A 20,028-nucleotide genomic window follows, 5' to 3' on the forward strand; every position below is an offset into this window, starting at 1 on the left:
TGCTCGGTCGGTTGCCGTCCTGACGGTCAGTCCACGCGGGTCATGCCGCCGTTCACGCTGAGCACCTGTCCGGTGATGTACGCGGTGTCGGGGCGGGTGAAGAACTCCACCGCCGCCGCGACGTCCGCCGGCTCGCCCAACCTGCGCATCGGGTTGGCGCGCCGCCGCTTCTCGATCTGGTCGTCGGTGAGCATCTGGCGCAGCAGCGGGGTGTCGGTCGTGCCGGGGGAGACGACGTTGACCGTCACGCCGCGGCGGGACACCTCGACGGCGAGCGACTTGGCGAACGCGATTTGCGCGGCCTTCGCGCCGGCGTATACGGCCTCTCCCCGCACGCCGATGCGTGCGGCGTCGGAGGCGACGACGACCACGCGTCCGTCGTGGGCGTCGACCATCGCGGGGACGAACGCGCGCGCGACGTTGAGGAGTCCGGCGTAGTTGACCGCGATGACGCGCTCGTCCGCCTCGGCCGTGGAGTCGAGGAAGTCGCCGTGCGGCGACCAGCCGGCGCAGTGCACGAGCGAGGTGACGGCGCCGTACGTCCCCGCCACCTCGGCGGCAACGTCGCCGACGGCCGCCGTGCTCGTCACGTCGCACCGGTAGGACGACTCGAACGGCGAGCCGTCCGGCTCCTCCGCGAGGTCGAGTCCCAGGACCCGGTGCCCACCGGCCCGCAGGGCATGACCGATGGCGAGGCCGATGCCGCTCGCCGACCCGGTGACGAGGCTGAGCGGTGCTGACGACGTGGTCATGCCGTGCCTCCTAGGTGAACGCCGAGACGCCGAGCAGCTCGCGGCCGATGATGAGCTGCTGGATCTGGCTGGTGCCGTCGGGGAAGGTGAGCATGCGCGCGTCGCGCAGCCACTCGTCGAACGGCAGCTCGCGGCTGACGCCGTAGCTGCCGGCGACCTGCTGCGCCTTGAGGATCGCCTGGATCGCGGTCTCGGTGGCGAACAGCTTGGCCATCGACGACGAGAGCACGGCGGGCCGGCCGGCGTCGAGGTCGGCGAGCGCCCGGCGGCAGAGCAGCCGCGCGGCCTCGACGGACGTGGCCGCGTCGGCGATGAGCGCCTGGACGAGCTGGAAGCGGGCGATCGCCCGGCCGAACTGCTCGCGGGTGCGGGCGTACGCGATCGCGTAGTCGACCGCGGACCTGGCGAGGGCGCATGCGAGGAGACCCATCGAGACGCGGTTGAGCGTCCACGAGTCCGTCATCTTCGTGCTGGTCGACGCGCTGGTGAGGACGTGGTTCGCCGGGACCGTCGCGTCGACGGTGACCGAGCAGAGGTGGCCGCGCGTCAGCCCGCTCATCGGCAGGTCGGCGGCGGTCACCGGCGTCGCGCGGGTGTCGACGAGGACCCGCGCGGTGGAGTCGGACCCGGCGTCCCTGGCCAGCACCACGAGCAGGTCGGCGACCGTGCCGTTGGTCGTCCACAGCTTGCCGGCCCGCAGCCGGCAGCCGTCGCCGCTCCGCTCGATCGTGGCCGTGACCGCGTTCGACGCGGAGCCGACGTCGGGCTCGCTGATGGCCGATCCGGCGACGAGGTCGCCGGCGAGCAGCCCGGGCAGGTAGGCCTCGCGCACGGCGTCGTCGGCGCCGGCCACGAGCCGGAAGATCGTCGCCTCCTGGGCGATGCACGCGACGCCGAGGAACGCCGGCAGCGCCTCGGTGACGAGGCCACTCAGCACGTGCGTCAGGCCGCTGCCGCCCCACCGCTCGGGCACGCGGACGCCGAAATACCCGGTCGTGGCGACGTCGCGCAGGCAGGCGACGAGCACGTCCTTCGACACGGGCTCGGGCGGGAGGCCGTCGAGACGGGGCGCGATCCGTCGCCTGACCATGTCGGTGACCGACTCTGCCAGGAGGCGTGCGGTCTCGTCGGTCTCCATCGCCGGTCACGCCTCCGTTCGCGGCTCGGCGCCGGACGCGAGGGCGGCGTTGACCGCGGGCATGACCTCGGTCGCGAGCAGCTCGAGGGAGTCGAGGATCCTGCGGTGCTCCATGCCGAGCCACTGGGTCCTGGCGAGCAGCAGGTTGACGTCCGACGCGGTCACGAACGCCGTGAGCTGCTCGGCGACCGACTGCGGGTCGCCGACGACGGCGCGTTCGGCCGCCTGCGCGTAGTCGACCGTGCCCTTGTGCTGCCGCAGCACGTCGGAGAACAGGCCCCAGTCGTCGAACATCGCGTAGCTGGACGTGAGGTACGGCCCGACCTCACGTACGGCCTCCTCGTGCGTACGGCCGACGTAGATGTTGCGCAGGCCCGGCCGGGTCGCGGGCAGCGGCCGGCCGCCGTCGCGGAGGAAGGACCGGTATCGCTCCGCCTGCTTCACCACACCCTCGTTCGGCAGGTGCGAGGTCGCGATCCACGCGTCGCCGATCCGCGCGGCCCTGCGCAGCGCCGGCTCCGAGCTTGCGCCGATCCAGATCGGCGGGCCGCCCGGCTGCACAGGGCGGAGGCTGAGCGTGACGTCGTCGAACGCGTACCTGTGACCGGCGTGGCTCACCGGCCCCTCGGACCCCCAGAGCAGGCGCAGGATCTCGACCGCCTCGTCGACGGCGGCACCCCGCCTGGCCAGCGGGACCGAGAGCGAGGCGAACTCCCCGGCGTTCCACCCCGCGCTGAGGCCGAGCGCGAACCGGCCGCCGGTGAGGCCGTCGAGGAACGCGGCCTGCTCGGCGAGCAGGACGGGGTTGTGCAGGGGCGCGGCGAGCACGCCGGTGCCGAACAGCATGCCCTCGCCGTCTCCGCAGATGCGGCAGAGCAGCGGGACCGGCGGCAGCCACACCGACTCGGCGCGGGACAGGTGCTCGCCGACGACGACTGCGGACAGCCCGAGGTCGCGGCAGTGCCGGACCGTCTCGCGTTGCTCCTCGACGGCGCGGTGCACGTCGACGCCGGGTTCGTACTCCGGGTTGAGGAAGTAGCCGAGCTCGACCATCAGCGGCCCTGCCACCGGGGCTCCCGCTTCTCGACGTACGCGTTGACGCCCTCGACGCGGTCCTCGGAGGTGTACGGGTTCGGGCCGACGTTGAGGCGCAGTCCGGCCGACACCGGCAGGCCCCAGGACTTCGTGCTCATCTCGGCGTACCTGCGCAGGCTGAGCGGCGCGTTGCGCGCGATCGAGGTGGCGAGCTCCATCGCCGCGTCGAGCAGGCGGTCCTTCGGGTGCACGGCGTTGAGCAGGCCCCAGCGCAACGCCTCGTCGCACTCCATCCGGCGACCGGTGTAGAGCAGCTCGAGTGCGACCGCGCGTGGCAGCAGCTGGGGGAGCACCACGCTGGCGAAGTTCGCGCCCATGCCGCGCCTGACCTCCGACAGCTGGAGGAACGCGTGGTCGGCGGCGACCCGCAGGTCACAGGCGAGGGCCAGCTCGAACCCGCCGCCGACCGCGGCGCCGTTGAGCGCCGCGATCACCGGCTTGTAGGTCTCGAGGACCGTCTCGTGCAGGTTGCGCTCGGCCGCGACCATGGGCTGGCTGATGCCGGCGTGCTGCTTGGCCCTGTCGTCGAGCTCCCGCAGGTCGCGTCCCGCGCAGAACGCGCGGTCGCCCGACGCGGTCAGCAGCACCACCGACACGGCGGGGTCGAGGTTCGCCTCGGCGAAGATCTCGACGAGCAGGGCGGTCGCCTCGTCGTCGAGCGCGTTGCGTCGCTCGGGCCGGTCGATCGTGACCACGCGGACCGCGTCCACGGTCTCCACCTGGACGGGAGTAGCCATCCGCACCTCCGAATATCTGATATCAGATCAGAGCACTAGGCCCGTGCGGGCGTCAAGGAGGTGTTCGTCAGGTGGGACGCGGGCTACCAGCCGCGGGCACGCCACTCGCCGAGATGCGGGCGCTCGGCGCCGAGCGTGGTGTCCTTGCCATGGCCCGGGTAGACCCACGTGTCGTCGGGCAACGCGCCGAAGACCTTCCGCTCGAGGTCGTTCATCAGCGACGTGAAGGCTGCCGGCGTCGTGGTCCTCCCCGGCCCGCCGGGGAACAGCGAGTCACCGGTGAACAGGTGCGGGTGACCGTGCGGGTCGTCGTACAGCAGCGCGACGCTGCCCGGCGTGTGGCCGACGAGGTGGATGACCCGCAGGCGCTGCTCGCCGAACGCGACCTGGTCGCCGTCGGCGAGCTCCTGGTCCGGCGTGACGGGCACGGCGTCGCTGTCGTCGCGACCGGCCGCCGTCCACGGGGTCTTCTCCCGGTCGAGCGCCTCGAGCGCGCGGTGGTGGTCCCAGTGCTGGTGCGTCGTCACGATGACGTCGAGACGCCCGTCGGCCGACCCCTCCTCGACGAAGGCGGACAGCCGCTTCGGGTTGTCGGCCGCGTCGACGAGCAGCTGGGCACCCGTGGCACGGTCGGTGAGCAGGTACGCGTTGTTGTCCATCGTGCCGACGCTCGTCTTGCGGATGACGATGTCGGTCAGCTCACGCACGTCCGACGGTCCTTCGGGCTCCACGTCACCGGTGTACGTCATCGTCCGACACTAGTCGATCGCCTTGCACAGGAACCACTCGACGATGGCGTTGAAGTCCCGCGGCTGGTCGAGCCAGAGGAAGTGGTTCGCGTGGTCGAAGACGTGGAACTGCGCGCCGGGGATCTTCTTGTACAGCTCGTAACCGCGGTCCACGCCCTTGTTGGACTGCTTGCCCCACAGCACGAGGGTCGGGACGCTCAGCTTCTGGATCTCCTCGCTGATGTGGACACCGTTGACGGTGTACATCTCGTGCTTCTCGACCCAGGCCTGGGTGGTGTCGGCCCAGAACTCCCTCGCCCGCGTCAGGTGGATGTCGCTCCATCGCTTGGCGAGCTCGACGAGACGGTCGAGGAACTCGTCGGTGAGGGCGGCCTCGTCGTAGACGAACGCAAGCTCGTACTCGCGGATCTGCTCCTTCGTGCGGAACTCCTGCTTCGGCACCATCGTGCCGGCTTCGAAGAGGTCGTCGAAGTAGGGCAGATGGCGGGCTGGTGGCGCCGCCGTGCTGCCGCTGTCGATCAGGACGAGCCTCGACACGAGGTCCGGTCGTACCAGGCTGACGTAGGTGGCGATCCAGCCACCCTCGGACTGGCCGACGAGGTGGACGGGCCCCACGTCGATCGTCTCGAGGAATCCGATGACGTGCTCGGCCCTGACTCGCGTGTGCTTCAGATCCTTGGCCGCTCGCGGCGCGTCGGTGTGCCCGAAGCCGATCTCGTCGACGGCGAAGACGTGGAAGCGCTCGCTCAGCGGGATGATCGTGGGATACCAGCGGTCGACGCCCATGCCGAAGTTCGACGATCCGTGCACCAGTACCAGCGGTGGGGCGTCCTGCGCTCCGGCCTCCAGGTAGTGCGTGCGGTATCCGTCGACCGCCGTGAACCTGCTCGCGACCCTGTCGGGATGACTGTAGATCGTTTCGACGCCCTGAACCATGGCACTACCACCGTTCTCTAGGTGCTGGGAAATGCCGTCAATGACTCGTGGGGGAACTCGACGAAGACCGGTGAGTCCGTCGCCGGGATGTCGTCACCGGCCGAGGTTCGGCGGACCCGGAGCGAGTGGTCGCCCGCGACCATCCGGTAGACGATGTCGCCGCCCATGAACATGCGCTCGAGTACGGTCGCCTCGAATCGGTTGGGTCCGGGTGCATCCGACCATCGCACCGCTTCCAGCCGGATGCCGAGAACGACGGCAGCCTGCGGGTCCACACCTGGGTCGCGCCTGGCGGTGAACGTTCCCAGCGGCGTCTCGACCTCGCACGACCGGTCGTCGCAGCTGCGGACCTTGCCGTCGATCCGGTTCAGCTCACCGAGGAAACCCGCGACGAAGAGGTCTGCCGGCTCCCGGTACAGGTCCGACGGCGTGCCCTGTTGCAGGACCCGGCCCGCGTTCATCACGCAGGCGACGTCGGCCATCACCATGGCGTCCGCCTGGTCGTGGGTGACGTAGACCGCGGTGATGCCGAGGCGCCTGGTGAGACTCTTGATCTCGATCCGCAGCTCGGCCCGCAGTTGCACGTCGAGGTTCGACAGCGGCTCGTCCATCAGGAGCACCGCAGGTTCGAGTGCGAGCGCGCGGGCGAGCGCCACCCGCTGTTGCTGACCGCCGGAGAGCGCCTGCACCGGGCGCCGTGCCATCGGCGACAGGTGGAGCAGGTCGAGCACGCCCTTCACCCGATCGGCGACCTGGTCCTTCGGGACGCCGCGGGCGCCGTGCCGCAGCGGCAGCGAGACGTTCTTGGTCACGTCCATCGTGGGCCACAGGGCGTACGACTGGAAGACCATGCCGATCGGCCGGCGCTCAGCGGGGACGAACGTGTGGTCGTCGCTGGACATCACCGTCCAGCCGTCGACGAGGATCGTTCCTCTGTCCGGCGTCTCCAGGCCGGCCAGGCACCTGAGCATCGTGGTCTTGCCCGAGCCCGATGGTCCGAGCAGGACGTAGAACTGGCCGGAGTCGACGTCGATGGTCACCTCGTCGAGCGCGAGCGTGTCGTCGCCCTTGGTTCGGTAGGTCTTGCTGAGACCGCGCGCACTGATCACCCTGCCAACTCCCCTCCGCCGCCGACCTCGCCGGAACGCTTGGCTCGTCGGCGGATGACCAGTTGGCCCAACCCGACGAGGAGCAGGATCGTGACGAGCAGCAGGACACCGAGTGCCGCCGCCACGCCGGTCGATCCCGCCACGTCGAAGCCGAAGATCGACGTCGCGATCACCTGGGTGTCGTCCTTCATCAGGAGGACCGGAATGCTGAGCTCGCGCAGTGCCAGGAGCGCGATCCAGTACCAGGAGAACCCGATGGCGGGAAGGACCAGGGGGACGACGATCGAGACGAAGGACCGCCCGAGGCTGAGGCCGGACGTCGCCGCGGACTCCTCGAGCTCCTTCCCGATCTGGAGCATCGCGCTGTTGAGCGACCGGCTCGCCCAGGTGATGTACCTGGCGCCCATCGCGATGACGACGAGCCAGATGCTCCCGTAGATGGGCAACCACCGGTAGACGGCAAGGCCCGCATAGAGGAACGCGAGGGCACCGACGATCGCCGGGGTCCCGATCGCCGCCATGATCAGGAGGTCGATCACGCGCCGCCCCGGCTTGCGTGTCCGCATGACGTACCACGAGGTGCAGAGCGCGAGGAGGACCGACACCGTGGGAACGCTGATCACGAGGGTGACCGTCGTCTGCAGGAGCGCCGGCAGTTCCTGGATCGCGACGCGGTAGGAGTCGAGGTTCATCGCGGCCAGTGCGGCGCGCGACGGTGCCTGGAGGTACGGCAGCAGAGAGGTCCACGCCAGGCTGAGGATCGGTGCGACCAGGCTCACCGTCGCCAGGACGGCCAGGCAGGTCCACGCCACGGCCGACTGGCGGCGGGACAGCGAGATCCGGTGCTGCGCGCCCCGCTTGCCGGCGAGCACGGCGTACCGCTCCCCGCTCCCGATCAGCTTGAAGTACACGAACACGAGGATCACGGCGACGAGAGTGAAGATCAGTCCGACGGCTGAGGCGGCGCCGTACTCGGGGACGCTGTTCGCCGGGTTGAGCAACTCGTAGATCCAGGTGGAGAAGACGAGGATCCCCCGGGGAAGTCCCAGCAATGCGGCGTAGTCGAACATCTCCATGGACACCACGAAGTAGTAGATGGTCGTCCCGAGGATGGCCGGTGCGACGACGGGGAGCACCACCTTCCGCAGGGTTGCGCCCTGTGACAGACCACTGGTGACCGCCGCCTCCTCGAGCGCGGAGTCGATGGCGCGGAAGGTGGGCGCCATCATGAAGAACGCGGCTCCGGCAAGGCTGATCCCTTGGAGCAGCGCGATCCACCACATGCTGTAGATGTTGACCGGGCCGGACTCCCAGGCGTAGAGGCCGCGCAGGGTGAGGTTGATGACGCCGTTGGTGGGATTGAGCATGAACTGGTACGCCAACGCGACGAGAAAGCCCGGCACAGCCACGTTGGCGGTGAACAGCAGCAGGATGAACCGGTTGCCGCGGAAGTCGGTTCGCGTGTAGACCCACGCGGCGGGCACGCTGATCGCCAGCATCACGACGAGCGTGCCGAGCGAGATACGCAGGGTGTTGAGCGCGGTCCTGACGAACGTCGGATCGGTGAGGATCCGGCGGTAGTGGTCGAGGGTGTATCCCTCTCCGGTCATGAGGGATCCACGGTGGAACGACCCTGCGATCAGAATCACGAACTTCAGCAGGATCAGCGCGAGCGCGACCAGGACGACCACGAGGACGCCGACGAGGATCCAGTCGCGTCTGCCGGACCGGGCGAATCCCGGGCGCGCCCGCGGCGCGCGCTCGCGAGCGTCGCGGGCCGGTGCGGCGTCGAGTGGTTCGGTCGTCCTGGTCATCGAAGCCCGAGCCCTTCGTGCGGTGGGTCGAGGAACCTGCGTGACCGGCTACTGCTTCAGCAGCTTCTGGAACTCTTCCTCGAGCTTCACGGCGTCGTTGACCTGCCAGTCGTAGGGCGGGATCGTGCCGCGTCCCTCGCCGTAGAGATCCCAGGACGCGCTGCCCTCGACGTCACCGCGCGAATAGCCCATGACCTCGAACATGACCTTCTGCCCGGCCCGCGTCTGGGAGAGGAAGTAGACGAGCGCGGCCGCGGCGTTCGGGTGGGGTGCGTCCTTCAGCAGGGCCACGTTGTTGGGGATTGGGACGTTCTTCGCGTCGAGCTGAAGGTAGTCCAGCGGTTCCTTGCGCGCGATGTTCCGCTCGATGGGGGCGGCGATGCCGATGGAGTACTGACCGTTGGACACCGCCGCGGGGATCGCGGTGATCGTCGACAGGGTCGCCATCTGCTGCTTCTGCACGAGGTCGCGCAACAGCTTGCGCGTCCGCTCCTCGCCCAGCGAGTAGCTGATCGTGCTCCAGATCGACGGTGTGGTCGCCGTGACGCTCTTGCCCTTCCACTTCGGATCGAGCAGGTCGTCCCAGGTCTTCGGCCGGTCTGCCTCGCTGACCAGCTTCGTGTTGTAGAACGGCGTACGCACCTGGTCGAACAGGTACACCGCCTGCGGCATGTCGGCCGACACGTAGTCGCGCGGGATGCCGACGTCCTTCCAGTCCGTCTGGGTGAGGTTCTTCGAGTCACGGAGCACCCTGAGGGTGCTGTAGCCCGCGTTGACGAGGTCGATCGTCGGGGGGACTCCCGCGGCGCTCTCCTCGACGAGCTTGCTGAACTCCGCGGAGATGGCGCCCCTCCCGTTGAGGGTGACCTCGAGGGGGAACCCGTACTCCTTCTCGAACGCCTCGCCGACCTTCTTCTGCTGCTCGGCCGTGTACTTCTGCGATCCGATGAACCAGGTGACCTTTCCTTCCTTCTTCGCGGCGGCGAGGACCTTCTTGATTCCACCGGTGGCGGGGCCGGAGCCGCCGCCTTCGTCGGCTCCCGAGCCGCCTCCGCCGCAGGCGGCGAGACAGACGCTGAGCGCGGACACCGTGCCGGCCATCGCCAGCGCCCGAACGAGACCGCTTGTGCGCATCATGAGTTCGCACCTCCTCAGGCGGGGACGACGTTGACCTGGTTGGCGAGCCGGTTCAGGACCAACGGCTCGCCGTCGGTCGCCACGACCGTGCCGCCGATGTTGATCCTGGCGCTGCCGAACAGGGCGTTCGGCTCGAAGGCGAAGCACATGCCCGGCCTGATGGTGAGCCCGGCGTGGGCGTCGGACATCCGCACACCGGTGACGTTCCTGTACCGGTCGATGCCCGGCAGGTGATCCTCGATGCCGATCGCCGCGTTGCCCGTGTAGTAGAGGGGATTGACGGTGTGGATCATCGGCGTGATGCTCCACGCGCCCTCCGTCTCCCTGATCGGACGCTCCATGGCGTCCACCAGCTGTCCGAAGGTCGCGCCAGCGGTGCGCAGGACGTCAAGACCCGCCGCACTCGAAGCGAGGCAGAGCTCCTCGAGGCGCTTGTGCTCGGGCGAGAGCTCACCGACGGCGATGCTCATCTGCTGTTGGGTCTCGATCATCCCGATGACCGGGAAGAGCTCGGCCATCACGACGTCGCCCACCTGGACGACGTAGGGCTCCTGGGACCGGTAGAGGTAGTTGGGTGGGCCCCAGGCCGGATTCCTGCTGCCGCACTGAAGGATCGTGGTGCGCATCGCGAGATAGCCGCCCTCCCGAAGGATGGCGGCGTTCGCCGCGGCGTAGATCTCGTGCTCACCCACGCCGGGTCGCGTGACGTCCATCATCGCCTGGCTGGCGATCTCACCGACCTCCGCGGAGCGCCTGACGAGTGCGAGCTCCTCGTCGCTCTTCATCGCCAGGAGGGGATAGAGATCCTCCTCCATGCTGTGGAACTCGACGTCGGGGAGCGCCGTGACGATCCCGTGCCACCTCTTGTAGGGGACCCGTCCGTCCGCCTCCTTGTTGTTCGCCGCGCCGACGCCGAGCACGCCGAGCCGGCCCTTGGCGAGGTGCTTCTCCTTGAGGACCTCGACGATGGCGGCGCCCCCCATGCCGCGTCGCATGTCGGTCACCCAGGAGTCCTCACCGCGCTCCGTGGCGAGGATGTGTGCGGCGATGACCTGGGTCGACCAGACCAGGCACGTCATCTCCCCGTCCCTGGGGAAGACGACCACGCTGCCTGTCCTGTCGTTGGTCAGCCAGTTGTCGATCGGGTTCCTGTCGTCGCCGAACACCAGGAGCCCGTCCAGGTCGAGGCGCCCGAGCAGGTCACGCACGAGGGTGTGGCGGCGCTCTCGCTCAGCGGGGGAGAGCCCGGGGAAACGGGGGGAGGAATGAACGGTCATGTGCCAACTCCTGACATGGCCCAAGGTCTGGATAAGTTACCTCTGTCAAGGAGATACCGTCAAGACACTGTCTCACCAGCAACGGGGCGTGCAGGGGCGGCGCCGGGCGCGCACGGCTCATGACGGTGGACGTGCCCTGCGGTGGTGGTCGGTCAGATCCAGCCGGGGATGGCGGGGAGGTCGCCCGGGGGGTCGACGGTGAGGTCGGTGCCGGGGGACCGACCGGTGAGCCAGGCGGCGAGGGCCGTCGGCGAGCCGGAGACCACGGGGCGCGGTGCGTCGGCGGGAGGCGCCGACCGGTCGGTGCGGTGCACGGTCAGGGACCGGCCGCCGAGGCGGTCGGGCAGCCCGGCGCCGACCTCGTCGAGGAGACGGTCGGTGAACGGCTGCGACCAGTCGGCGTGGTCGTAGCCCGCGCCGAGGTCGAGGTGGTGCACCTCGACCTCGACGAGCCGCTTCCACGGCACGTCGGACGTCGGGAGCTGCCGGCGGCCGCGGAGCTCGACGACGACGTCCCAGCCCTCGTCGGGGACGGCGTCGAGGGCCTCGGCGAAGCGTTCGGCCGAGGCGCGGACGTCGGCGAGGAGCTGCTCGGCCGACCGCGCGGCACCGGCCTCGATATCACGGTCCCTGGCCTCGTTGCTCTCGTACATCGGCACCCGCTGGCCGTGGCACCAGCCGAGCAGGTTGACCAGGCCGTCGGCGTTCCTGGCGAGATGGGTGAGGACGTGCCCGCGGCTCCAGTCGGGCAGCCGTGACGGCGCACGCACGTCGGTGTCGTCGAGCGCGGTGACGGTCTCGATCAGGCGGCGCGTAGCGGCTTCGACGTCCCGTGCCAGGTCGCGCGGCTCAATTCCCATACGATGACCGTATCGACAGTTGCCATCCGCACTGTGAGGGACATCCATGACGGATCTGGTCAGCCTGCTCGAAGCACGTCTCGGCGCAGCCTTCGCGGCGATCGCCGGTGAGCCGGTGGACCCAGCCGTCCGACGTTCCGACCGCGCCGACTTCCAGGCCGACGGCGCGCTCGCGCTGGCGAAGCCGCTGCGGCGCAGCCCGCGCGACATCGCCGCCGACATCGTCGCCAAGGCCGAGCTCGACGACCTCTGCGAGCGGGTCGAGGTCGCGGGTCCCGGCTTCATCAACCTCACCGTCAGCTCCGGGGCCGTGTCGCGGCTGGTAGCGGAGATGGCCGCCGACCCGCGCGAGGGCGTCCCGTTCGCGGAGAGCCAGGAGAAGGTCGTGATCGACTACTCCTCGCCCAACGTGGCGAAGGAGATGCACGTCGGCCACCTGCGGTCGACCGTGATCGGCGACGCGGCCGCACGCACCCTCGAGTGGCTCGGTCACGCCGTCGTACGGCAGAACCATGTCGGCGACTGGGGCACGCCGTTCGGCATGCTCATCGAGCACCTGGTCGACCTCGGCGAAGACGAGGCCGCGCAGGAGCTCTCACTCGGCGAGCTCGGCGTCTTCTACCAGGCGGCACGGGTGAAGTTCGACGGCGACCCGGCGTTCCAGGACCGGTCGCGGCGGCGGGTCGTGATGCTGCAGGGCGGCGACGCCGAGACGCTGCGGCTGTGGCGGGTGCTCGTCGACCAGTCCGCCAGGTACTTCCAGCAGGTGTACGACCGCATGGAGGTCACGCTGACCCGAGACGACCTCGCGGGGGAGAGCAGCTACAACGACCAGCTGGACGACGTCGTCGCCGAGCTCGACCGCCTCGGCCTGCTGCGGGAGAGCGACGGCGCGCGCTGCGTGTTCCCCGAGGGCTTCACCGGGCGCGACGGCGGGCCGCTGCCGGTCATCGTGGTCAAGAGCGACGGCGGCTACGGCTACAGCGCCACCGACCTGGCCGCGATCAGGCACTGGATCCGCGAGGTCGGTGCGAGCCGCATCCTGTACGTCGTGGGCAGCCCGCAGTCTCACCACTTCGCGATGCTGTTCCAGGTCGCCAGGGAGGCCGGCTGGCTGACGGACGCCGAGCACGCGGAGCACGTCGGGTTCGGCTCGATCCTCGGCCCCGACCACAAGATGCTGCGCACCAGGGCGGGTGACAACGTCAAGCTCGGCGACCTCCTCGATGACGCGGTCGCGCGGGCGACCGCCGCCGTGGCGGAGAAGAACGCCGACCTCGCCGGCGAGGAGCGGACGAGGGTCGCGCGCGCGGTCGGCATCGGCGCACTGAAGTACGCCGACCTGTCGAACGACCGGATCAAGGACTACGTGTTCGACTGGGACCGCATGCTGTCGTTCGACGGCAACACGTCCCCGTACCTCCAGTACGCGCACGCCAGGATCCGGTCGATCTTCCGGCGCGGCGACTACCGTCCAGAGGATCTGCACAACGTGTCGCTCTCGTTGCGGCAGCAGCAGGAGCGCGCCCTCGGCATCCACCTGCTCGGGTTCGCCCGCGTGGTGGAGCGATCGGCGGGCGCCGTGGAGTTCCACCGGCTGTGCGGCTACCTGTACGAGCTCGCCGCCGCGTTCACCAGGTTCTACGAGCACTGTCCCGTTCTCAAGGCGGACGACGAGGAGACGCGCCTGAGCAGGCTCCGGCTGTGCGACCTCACCGCGCGGGTCCTCGCTCGCGGGCTCGGCCTGCTCGGCATCACCGCCCCGGACCGGATGTAGCCGACGGCGGCGCCCGACGTGGGACGAACGCCGCGCCGCGCAGTGCGTTCGTTCGATCACCTGCTGTGATGCGGGTCATCGTTACTCATTCGATACTGGTTCTCGCTTGCGAACGTCCCGCCCCCTGATAATCCTTTTCCGATCGGGCCCAATGCCCTGACATGGATTTTCAGGTGAGGGGAGACCGGTGGAGGCGATCGCACGCGATGTGGTGGCAGCAGCGCCGATCGGCGTCCGGGAGCGCATCCTCGCGAAGACCTCGCAGATGTCCGCTGCCATGACCAAGGTCGCCGACGTACTGCTGCGCAACCCCGCGGGTCCGCTCGAGCTCTCCATCACCGAGCTCGCCGAGGAGGCGCGGGTCTCCCCGGCCACGGTCACCAGGTTCTGCCGGACGCTCGGATACTCCGGGTACGTCTCGTTCCGGGTCGGCGTCGCGTCCGACATCGGGCGCGGTGACGCCCAGGAGTCCTGGCGAGCGGACATCGGCCGGGCGTTCAACCCGGACGACAAGCCGGCCGAGGTGATGCGCTCGCTGTTGCGCGCGCACGCGGTGTCGCTCAGCGCGACGGCGGACCAGATCGACCTCGACCAGGTCCACGACCTGGCCAGGCGCATCGCGAGCTGCCGGCACCTGGACATCTACGGCATCGGCGGCAGCGGCGGGATGGCCGAGGAGCTCGCCGCGCGCATGTACCGGATCGGCATCGACGCCCACGCCTGGCAGGAGGTGCACGCCGCCCTGACCAGCGCCGCCCTGCAGGACGAGCGGTGCGTCGCCCTGGCCGTCTCCAACACCGGGCGCACCGAGGAGACGATCCAAATGCTCGCGCAGGCGCGCTCGTCCGGCGCGTACACGGTCGCGCTCACCAGCAGCGCCTCCTCGCCGTTGGCGGCCATCGCGGACGTCCACGTGACGACGTTCGCGCCCGACGGCTACCTGCAGCCGGACGACCTGTCCGCGAAGCACGCGCAACTGTTCGTGCTCGACCTGCTCTACCTGCTGATCGCCCAGCAGAACTTCAGCCAGACGATTACGATGCTCGCCGCGTCGGCGATGGCCGTGTCCGATCACCGGCGGACCGTCGGCCAACCGCGGCGAGGGTCGCACGCCAACCGCTCCGGCAGGGGACCCTGACGCCCGACCATCCTGGCGCCGTCGCTCCAGGGACACCGAAACCCGACCACACACGACACGGAAGGTCACACCAGACGATGGACATGAACACCAGGTCGATGACTCGGCGGCGCCTTCTCCAGGGTTCGCTCGCCGCGGCAGGTCTCGCTTCGTTCGGCGGGGCGCTGTCCGCCTGCGCGACGGGCGGCGGCGACTCGGGATCCGACAAGGAGACGGGAGACACGTCGTCGAACAACCCGTTCGGCGTCGCGGAGAGCTCCGCCATCGAGGCGGTCATCTTCAACGGCGGCTACGCGTACGACTACGTGACGTTCGCCTCCGACCTCGTCGACAAGAAGTTCAAGACCAAGTCGAAGATCACCGCGGCGACGCAGATCGCCCAGCAGCTCCAGCCGCGCTTCGTCGGCGGCACGCCGCCCGACCTGGTCGACAACTCCGGCGCCAACCAGATCGGCTTCAACACCATCCTCGACAGCCTGGAGAAGCTCGACGAGGTCTTCGAGGCGAACAACTACGAGGGCAAGAAGATCGCCGACACGTTGTACCCCAACGTGAAGCAGCCCGGCACCTTCGACGACAAGTTCATCGCGATCAACTACGTCATGACGGTCTACGGCGTCTGGTACTCGAAGACGCTGTTCGAGGAGAACAGCTGGACCCCGCCGAAGACCTGGGACGAGGCGATCGACCTGGGTGCGAAGGCGAAGGCCAAGGACAAGTACCTGTTCGTGTGGGGCAAGGAGGCCGCGACCTACTACCTGACCCTCGCCGTGGACTCGGCGATCAAGGAGGGCGGCCCCGAGGTCAGGCTCGCCCTGGAGAACCTCGAGCCCAAGTGCTGGTCGCACCCGCAGATCCAGGGTGTGTTCAAGGCGATGGAGACCTGCGTCAAGCAGGGCTACTTCATCCCCGGTGGCGCGGGCACCCAGTTCACCGCCGCCCAGGCGAAGTGGAGCAAGGACCAACAGGCGATCCTGTACCCGTCCGGTGGCTGGATCGAGAACGAGATGAAGAAGGCCACCAAGAAGGGCTTCGAGATGAGCGGCTTCCCCGAGATGACGCTCACCGACAGCCCGCAGATGCCGTACGACTCGCTGCGCAGCGCGGCGGGTGAGCCGTTCATCGTGCCGACCAAGGGCAAGAACCCCGCCGGCGGCAAGGAGATCCTGCGGGCGATGCTGTCCGAGGACGCGGCGACGAACTTCAGCAAGACCAGGCTCGCGCCGACCATCGTCAAGGGTCTGGTGCCCGCCGACGGCTTCGGTTCCACCGCGCTGGCCGCGCAGACCAGCATGCTCGACGCCGCGAAGGCGAACGTCTTCAACTACCAGTTCGTCGTCTACTACGGGATGAACCAGGACCAGCTGGTCGTGTGGAACTCGTTCCTCTCCGGCAAGATCGACGCGAGCCGGCTGACCAAGGGACTGCAGGAGATCACCGACAAGATCGCGAAGGACGACTCGGTCAAGAAGATCAAGGTGACTGAGTGACAGTGCAGGACACGATCACCGTGGCCGGCCGGCCGTCGCGGCCGGCCGGCCCCGGGCGCAGAAGGCCACTCACGTTCGACCGGGTGAGCTTCTTCGCGGTGTGCCTGGGCCTCCCGCTGCTGATCTTCGTGGTCTTCGTGATCTCGCCGTTCGCCCAGGCGTTGTACTACTCGGTCACCGACTGGAGCGGGTTCAGCGCGTCGATGAACTTCGTCGGCGTCGAGAACTACGTGAAGCTCTTCCAGGACGACGTCTTCATGAAGTCGATGCGCAACAGCATCGTGCTCGGCCTCATCGTGCCGCTCGTGACGATCGTCCTGGCGCTGATCCTCGCCACGCTGGTGACGGTGGGCGGCAGCGGCACCGGTGCGGTCAGCGGTCTGAAGAACTCCAACCTCTACCGGGTGGTGTCGTTCTTCCCCTACACCGTCCCCGGCATCGTGATCGGCATCATCTGGGCGCAGATCTACGACCCGAGCCGCGGCATCCTGAACGCGGTGCTCACCAGCGTCGGGCTCGGCGGGTTCACCGACTACCCATGGCTGGGTGACGCCAGGACCGCCATGGCGGCGTCGATCTTCGTGATCGTGTGGAGCTTCGTCGGGTTCTACATGGTGCTGTTCGTGGCCGCCATCAGGGGGATCGACCCCGACCTCTTCGAGGCCGCCCGCATCGACGGTGCGGGCAGGTTCCGCATCGCCGTGTCGATCACCGTCCCGTTGATCAGGGACAACATCCAGACGGCCTACATCTATCTCGGCATGGCCGCGCTGGACTCGTTCGCCTACATGGCCGCGTTGAACGCCGGTGGCGGGCCGCAGAACTCCACGCTGGTGATGTCGCAGGAGCTGTTCGTCACCGCCTTCACCAAGGGTCAGTTCGGGTACGCGACCTCGATGGGCGTGATGCTCGCGGTCGTCACCATGGTGTTCGCGGTGCTGGTGTTCACGGTCAACCGCCTCACCGGAGGCCGGGACAAGGAGGCGCGGCGATGAGCCAGGTCACCGTGGCCGATCGACCCGGGACGAAGGCACCCGCGCCCGGCTCAGGCCGCGTCGCCGGCGACCGCTCCGCGGGCTTCGACGCGGTCGCCCACATCCTGCTGATCCTATGGTCGCTGCTCGTCGTGCTGCCGCTGTTGTGGGTGCTGGTCTCGTCGTTCAAGACGACCGACGAGGTGCTCGGCAACCCGCTGACACCGCCCGGTGGCTTCGAGTGGCAGAACTACGTCACCGCCTGGACCGACTCGGGCGTGGGCAGGTACTTCGGCAACACCGTCATCGTGGTGGGCAGTGCGCTCGTCATCGTGATGATCCTCGGCGCGATGTGCGCGTACGTGCTGGCACGGTTCAAGTTCTTCGGCAACAGGTTCATCTACTACCTCATGCTCGGCGGCCTGGCGTTCCCCGTCTTCCTCGCGATCGTGCCGCTGTTCTTCATCCTGCAGAACCTCGGCCTGCTCAACACGCTGCCGGGGCTGATCGTCACGTACGTGGCCTTCGCGCTGCCGTTCACGGTGTTCTTCCTGCACGCGTTCTTCAAGACGCTGCCGCACGACATCTACGAGGCGGCACAGGTGGACGGCGCGGGCGAGTGGCGGACCTTCTTCCAGGTGATGCTGCCGATGGCCCGTCCCGGCATGGCGTCGGTGGCGATCTTCAACTTCCTCGGCCTGTGGAACCAGTTCCTGCTGCCGATCGCCCTGAACACGAGCACCGACAACTTCGTGCTGACCCAGGGGATGGCGTCCTTCCAGTCCCAGGCCGGCTACGCCGTCGACTTCGGCGCGCTGTTCGCCGCCGTGGTGATCACGGTGGCGCCGGTGCTCGTGGTGTACATCATCTTCCAGCGCCAGCTCCGCGGCTCGGTGGTCGCAGGCGCCCTGAAGTAGCGCGCGCGACCCCCTCTTGCTGAGTTGTCAGTGCCTCAGCAGGCTATGACCTGCTGAGGCACTGACAACTCGACAGCGGCCTGTGGACGGCGGGCGCGGCGGGCGCCGATGCGGGGCAGGCTCGTGAGATGCGACACGAGGATCTCGGTGCTCTCGCGCAGCGGCAGGATGCCGTGGTGCTGCGCTCCCAGCTCGTCGGCTGCGGCGTCTCACGGGCGCACGTCGAGGCGCAGCTCGCCGCCTGGCGGTGGCAGACACTCGGGCCGCTCCTCGTGGTGATGCACAACGGGCCGCTCAGTGATCGACAGCGGCTGTGGGCGGCGGTCCTGAGCGGCGGGATTCCGGCCGCGCTGTGCGCGCGGACCGCCGCGGCGGAGGCCGGCCTCGTCGGTTGGGAGGCGGCTGTCGTCGAGATCGTCGTCCCGCGCGGAACGAGGGTCGCCAGGCCCCCTGGGATCTCGGTCAGGGTCCACGAGTCCCGGCGGTTCACCGCTTCGGACGTCCATCCGACCCGACTGCCCCCGCAGACGTGGCCGGCGCGTTCGGTGATCGACGCCGCGGTGTGGACCCGACGCCCTCGCAGCGCGTGCGGACTGGTGGCCGCCGCGGTGCAGCAGGGGGTATGCCTCCCCGAGGTTCTGACGAACGAGCTGGAGCTCGCCGGCAAGGTGCGGCATCACCGCCTGCTGCGCTCGGCCCTGGTCGACATCGGAGGTGGGGCGCAGGCGCTGTCGGAGATCGACTTCGGGCGCCTCTGTGCACGGTTCGGCTTGCCCGCGCCGGAACGGCAGGTGGTCAGGCTCGACGCGTCGGGCAGGCGGCGCTACCTCGACGCGGTGCTGCGGACGTCCACGGGTCGCTCCGTCGTGATCGAGATCGACGGAGCGGTGCATCTGCTGCCCGAGCGGTACTGGGACGATATGCAGCGTGACAACGAGCTGACCATCGCCGGCGACCGCCACCTCCGCTTCCCGACGGTGGCGCTGCACCTGGAACCGGCCAAGGTCGCTGGCCAGATTCGCCGGGCGCTGGGGCTCCCCCCGGACTTGTCAGAACCTTGGCGGGCTATAGCCCGCCAAGGTTCTGACAAGTCGGATCAGGGGGCGTCCCACCTGCACGTCTGATCGAGGTGGGTCTCCGCCGCGCCTACCGCCAGGAGGGCGGCGCCGTCGAGGCCGCCGCCCAGGGGGTTCCTCGGGGACGCCGCGGGGCAGCGCTCCGCCAGGTGCGCCAGCATCGGGGTGCGGACGACGTCGGTGGCGGTGAGGATGCTGCCCGTCCAGGTGAACGGCACCTCGCCCGGCGCGGCGCCGGGGAAGCCGCGGCGCACGGTGGCCGCCGCGGTGGCGCAGAGCTCGTCGGCGGCCCGGGCGCAAATCGCCGCGGCGACCTCGTCGCCCTCGCGGGCGCAGGCCAGCACCTCGCGGGCGAACGCGGCGACCTCGGCGACGAGGGTGGGGGAGACGAGCAGGCGGTGGACGAAGTCGCGCAGGTCGCCGTACCTGTCGACCGCCCGCGCGGTGAGCTTCGTGGCGGCGTGGCGCCCGTCGTGGCCGTCGAGCGCCGCGCGCAGTCCCTCGCGGCCGAGCCAGGAGCCGCCGCCCGTGTCGCCGAGGAGGTACCCCCAGGCGTCCACCCGGACCAGCCGGCCCGACGCGTCGATCCCCGTGCAGACGACGCCGGTGCCCGCGGCGAGGACGACGCCAGGGTGGCCGCCGAGCGCCCCGGCGTGGGTGGTGACGTCGTCGCCCGCGACGAGCACGCGCCGCGCGTCGAGGCGGGTGCCGAGGGCGACGGCGAGCTCCTGCCCTGGCCTGCTGTCGGCGGACAGCCCGGACAGCCCGCACGCGATCGTGTCGATCGGCGACGGGGCGCCGAGCTCCCGCCAGGCGCGCAGGATGACGTCGCCCTGGGCCTGCGCCGGGTCGACGCCGGCCCCCCAGGAGAACCCAGGGACGTCGACCGGCCGCTCGAGCCGCAGGCCCGCGCCGTTGCGGCGCGCGACCGCCATGCGCAGGCCGCTCTGACCCCCGTCGACCGCAAGATCCACTCCCACGTGGGAGACACTAGTGGGTGGTGACGGGTCTCGGTCCGAGCATGACTGTCGGTGGCCCTGGTTAGCATGGCC

At 69.4% G+C, this 20,028-nt stretch carries 18 protein-coding genes; 6 read left to right on the forward strand and 12 right to left on the reverse strand.

The genetic code is table 11. The features are described 5' to 3' along the window. Window positions 1–26 precede the first annotated feature (26 nt). The 11 genes from GEV10_00345 to GEV10_00395 all read right to left on the reverse strand — a co-directional run bounded on the left by GEV10_00345 (window position 27) and on the right by GEV10_00395 (window position 11,604). The gene (locus tag GEV10_00345) at window positions 27–752 is read right to left on the reverse strand and encodes an SDR family oxidoreductase (GenBank protein MQA76925.1); all 726 of its coding nucleotides are present in this window, start codon (window positions 750–752) and stop codon (window positions 27–29) included. Window positions 753–762: 10 nt separating this feature from the next. Further along, window positions 763–1,890, reverse strand: coding sequence for a hypothetical protein (locus tag GEV10_00350; protein MQA76926.1), 1,128 nt, complete (start codon window positions 1,888–1,890; stop codon window positions 763–765). Window positions 1,891–1,896: 6 nt separating this feature from the next. After that, the gene (locus GEV10_00355) at window positions 1,897–2,958 is read right to left on the reverse strand and encodes an LLM class flavin-dependent oxidoreductase (protein ID MQA76927.1); all 1,062 of its coding nucleotides are present in this window, start codon (window positions 2,956–2,958) and stop codon (window positions 1,897–1,899) included. Next, window positions 2,943–3,722 (reverse strand): enoyl-CoA hydratase/isomerase family protein, encoded by a 780-nt coding sequence (locus GEV10_00360; protein ID MQA76928.1) that lies wholly within the window; start codon window positions 3,720–3,722, stop codon window positions 2,943–2,945. Before GEV10_00360 ends, GEV10_00355 begins: the two co-directional genes overlap by 16 nt. 83 nt (window positions 3,723–3,805) lie before the next feature. Continuing rightward, window positions 3,806–4,471, reverse strand: coding sequence for an MBL fold metallo-hydrolase (locus GEV10_00365; GenBank protein MQA76929.1), 666 nt, complete (start codon window positions 4,469–4,471; stop codon window positions 3,806–3,808). A 9-nt stretch (window positions 4,472–4,480) separates the two neighbouring features. Beyond that, window positions 4,481–5,407 (reverse strand): alpha/beta fold hydrolase, encoded by a 927-nt coding sequence (locus GEV10_00370; protein ID MQA76930.1) that lies wholly within the window; start codon window positions 5,405–5,407, stop codon window positions 4,481–4,483. Between the two features lie 17 nt (window positions 5,408–5,424). Further along, window positions 5,425–6,966: an ATP-binding cassette domain-containing protein gene (locus tag GEV10_00375; GenBank protein MQA76931.1), complete on the reverse strand. Its 1,542-nt coding sequence runs from the start codon at window positions 6,964–6,966 to the stop codon at window positions 5,425–5,427. Then, complete coding sequence (locus tag GEV10_00380) at window positions 6,513–8,330, reverse strand: ABC transporter permease subunit (GenBank protein ID MQA76932.1); 1,818 nt, start codon at window positions 8,328–8,330, stop codon at window positions 6,513–6,515. Before GEV10_00380 ends, GEV10_00375 begins: the two co-directional genes overlap by 454 nt. Before the next feature lie 48 nt (window positions 8,331–8,378). Continuing rightward, window positions 8,379–9,467: an extracellular solute-binding protein gene (locus tag GEV10_00385; protein MQA76933.1), complete on the reverse strand. Its 1,089-nt coding sequence runs from the start codon at window positions 9,465–9,467 to the stop codon at window positions 8,379–8,381. Window positions 9,468–9,481: 14 nt separating this feature from the next. Further along, on the reverse strand, window positions 9,482–10,744 hold the full coding sequence (locus GEV10_00390) for a M24 family metallopeptidase (GenBank protein MQA76934.1): 1,263 nt from the start codon (window positions 10,742–10,744) through the stop codon (window positions 9,482–9,484). A gap of 152 nt (window positions 10,745–10,896) precedes the next feature. Next, window positions 10,897–11,604, reverse strand: a complete 708-nt coding sequence (locus GEV10_00395; GenBank protein MQA76935.1) for a maleylpyruvate isomerase family mycothiol-dependent enzyme — start codon at window positions 11,602–11,604, stop codon at window positions 10,897–10,899. Between the two features lie 46 nt (window positions 11,605–11,650). Here GEV10_00395 and argS point away from each other — a divergent pair, with 46 nt between their 5' ends. The 6 genes from argS (at window position 11,651) to GEV10_00425 (ending at window position 19,024) form a co-directional block, all read left to right on the forward strand. After that, entirely contained in the window at window positions 11,651–13,381 is a 1,731-nt protein-coding gene (gene argS / locus GEV10_00400) for an arginine--tRNA ligase (GenBank protein ID MQA76936.1), read from the forward strand. Window positions 13,382–13,577: 196 nt separating this feature from the next. Next, window positions 13,578–14,519: an SIS domain-containing protein gene (locus GEV10_00405; GenBank protein MQA76937.1), complete on the forward strand. Its 942-nt coding sequence runs from the start codon at window positions 13,578–13,580 to the stop codon at window positions 14,517–14,519. Between the two features lie 77 nt (window positions 14,520–14,596). Further along, on the forward strand, window positions 14,597–16,009 hold the full coding sequence (gene ngcE / locus GEV10_00410; GenBank protein ID MQA76938.1) for a carbohydrate ABC transporter, N-acetylglucosamine/diacetylchitobiose-binding protein: 1,413 nt from the start codon (window positions 14,597–14,599) through the stop codon (window positions 16,007–16,009). Then, window positions 16,006–17,004, forward strand: coding sequence for an ABC transporter permease subunit (locus GEV10_00415; GenBank protein MQA76939.1), 999 nt, complete (start codon window positions 16,006–16,008; stop codon window positions 17,002–17,004). Before ngcE ends, GEV10_00415 begins: the two co-directional genes overlap by 4 nt. Further along, window positions 17,001–17,900 carry an ABC transporter permease subunit gene (locus GEV10_00420; GenBank protein ID MQA76940.1) on the forward strand — a complete coding sequence of 300 codons (900 nt, stop codon included), beginning with the start codon at window positions 17,001–17,003 and terminating at the stop codon, window positions 17,898–17,900. The genes GEV10_00415 and GEV10_00420 overlap by 4 nt, the downstream gene beginning before the upstream one ends. Before the next feature lie 128 nt (window positions 17,901–18,028). Further along, window positions 18,029–19,024 carry a hypothetical protein gene (locus GEV10_00425; protein ID MQA76941.1) on the forward strand — a complete coding sequence of 332 codons (996 nt, stop codon included), beginning with the start codon at window positions 18,029–18,031 and terminating at the stop codon, window positions 19,022–19,024. On the opposite strand, the gene GEV10_00430 is transcribed toward GEV10_00425, so the two are convergent. Beyond that, complete coding sequence (locus GEV10_00430; GenBank protein ID MQA76942.1) at window positions 18,997–19,956, reverse strand: ATPase; 960 nt, start codon at window positions 19,954–19,956, stop codon at window positions 18,997–18,999. The two genes, GEV10_00425 and GEV10_00430, sit on opposite strands and share 28 nt — an antisense overlap. Window positions 19,957–20,028 lie beyond the last annotated feature (72 nt).

This window comes from Streptosporangiales bacterium, assembly GCA_009379955.1.
In the GTDB taxonomy this organism is placed as follows: domain Bacteria; phylum Actinomycetota; class Actinomycetes; order Streptosporangiales; family WHST01; genus WHST01.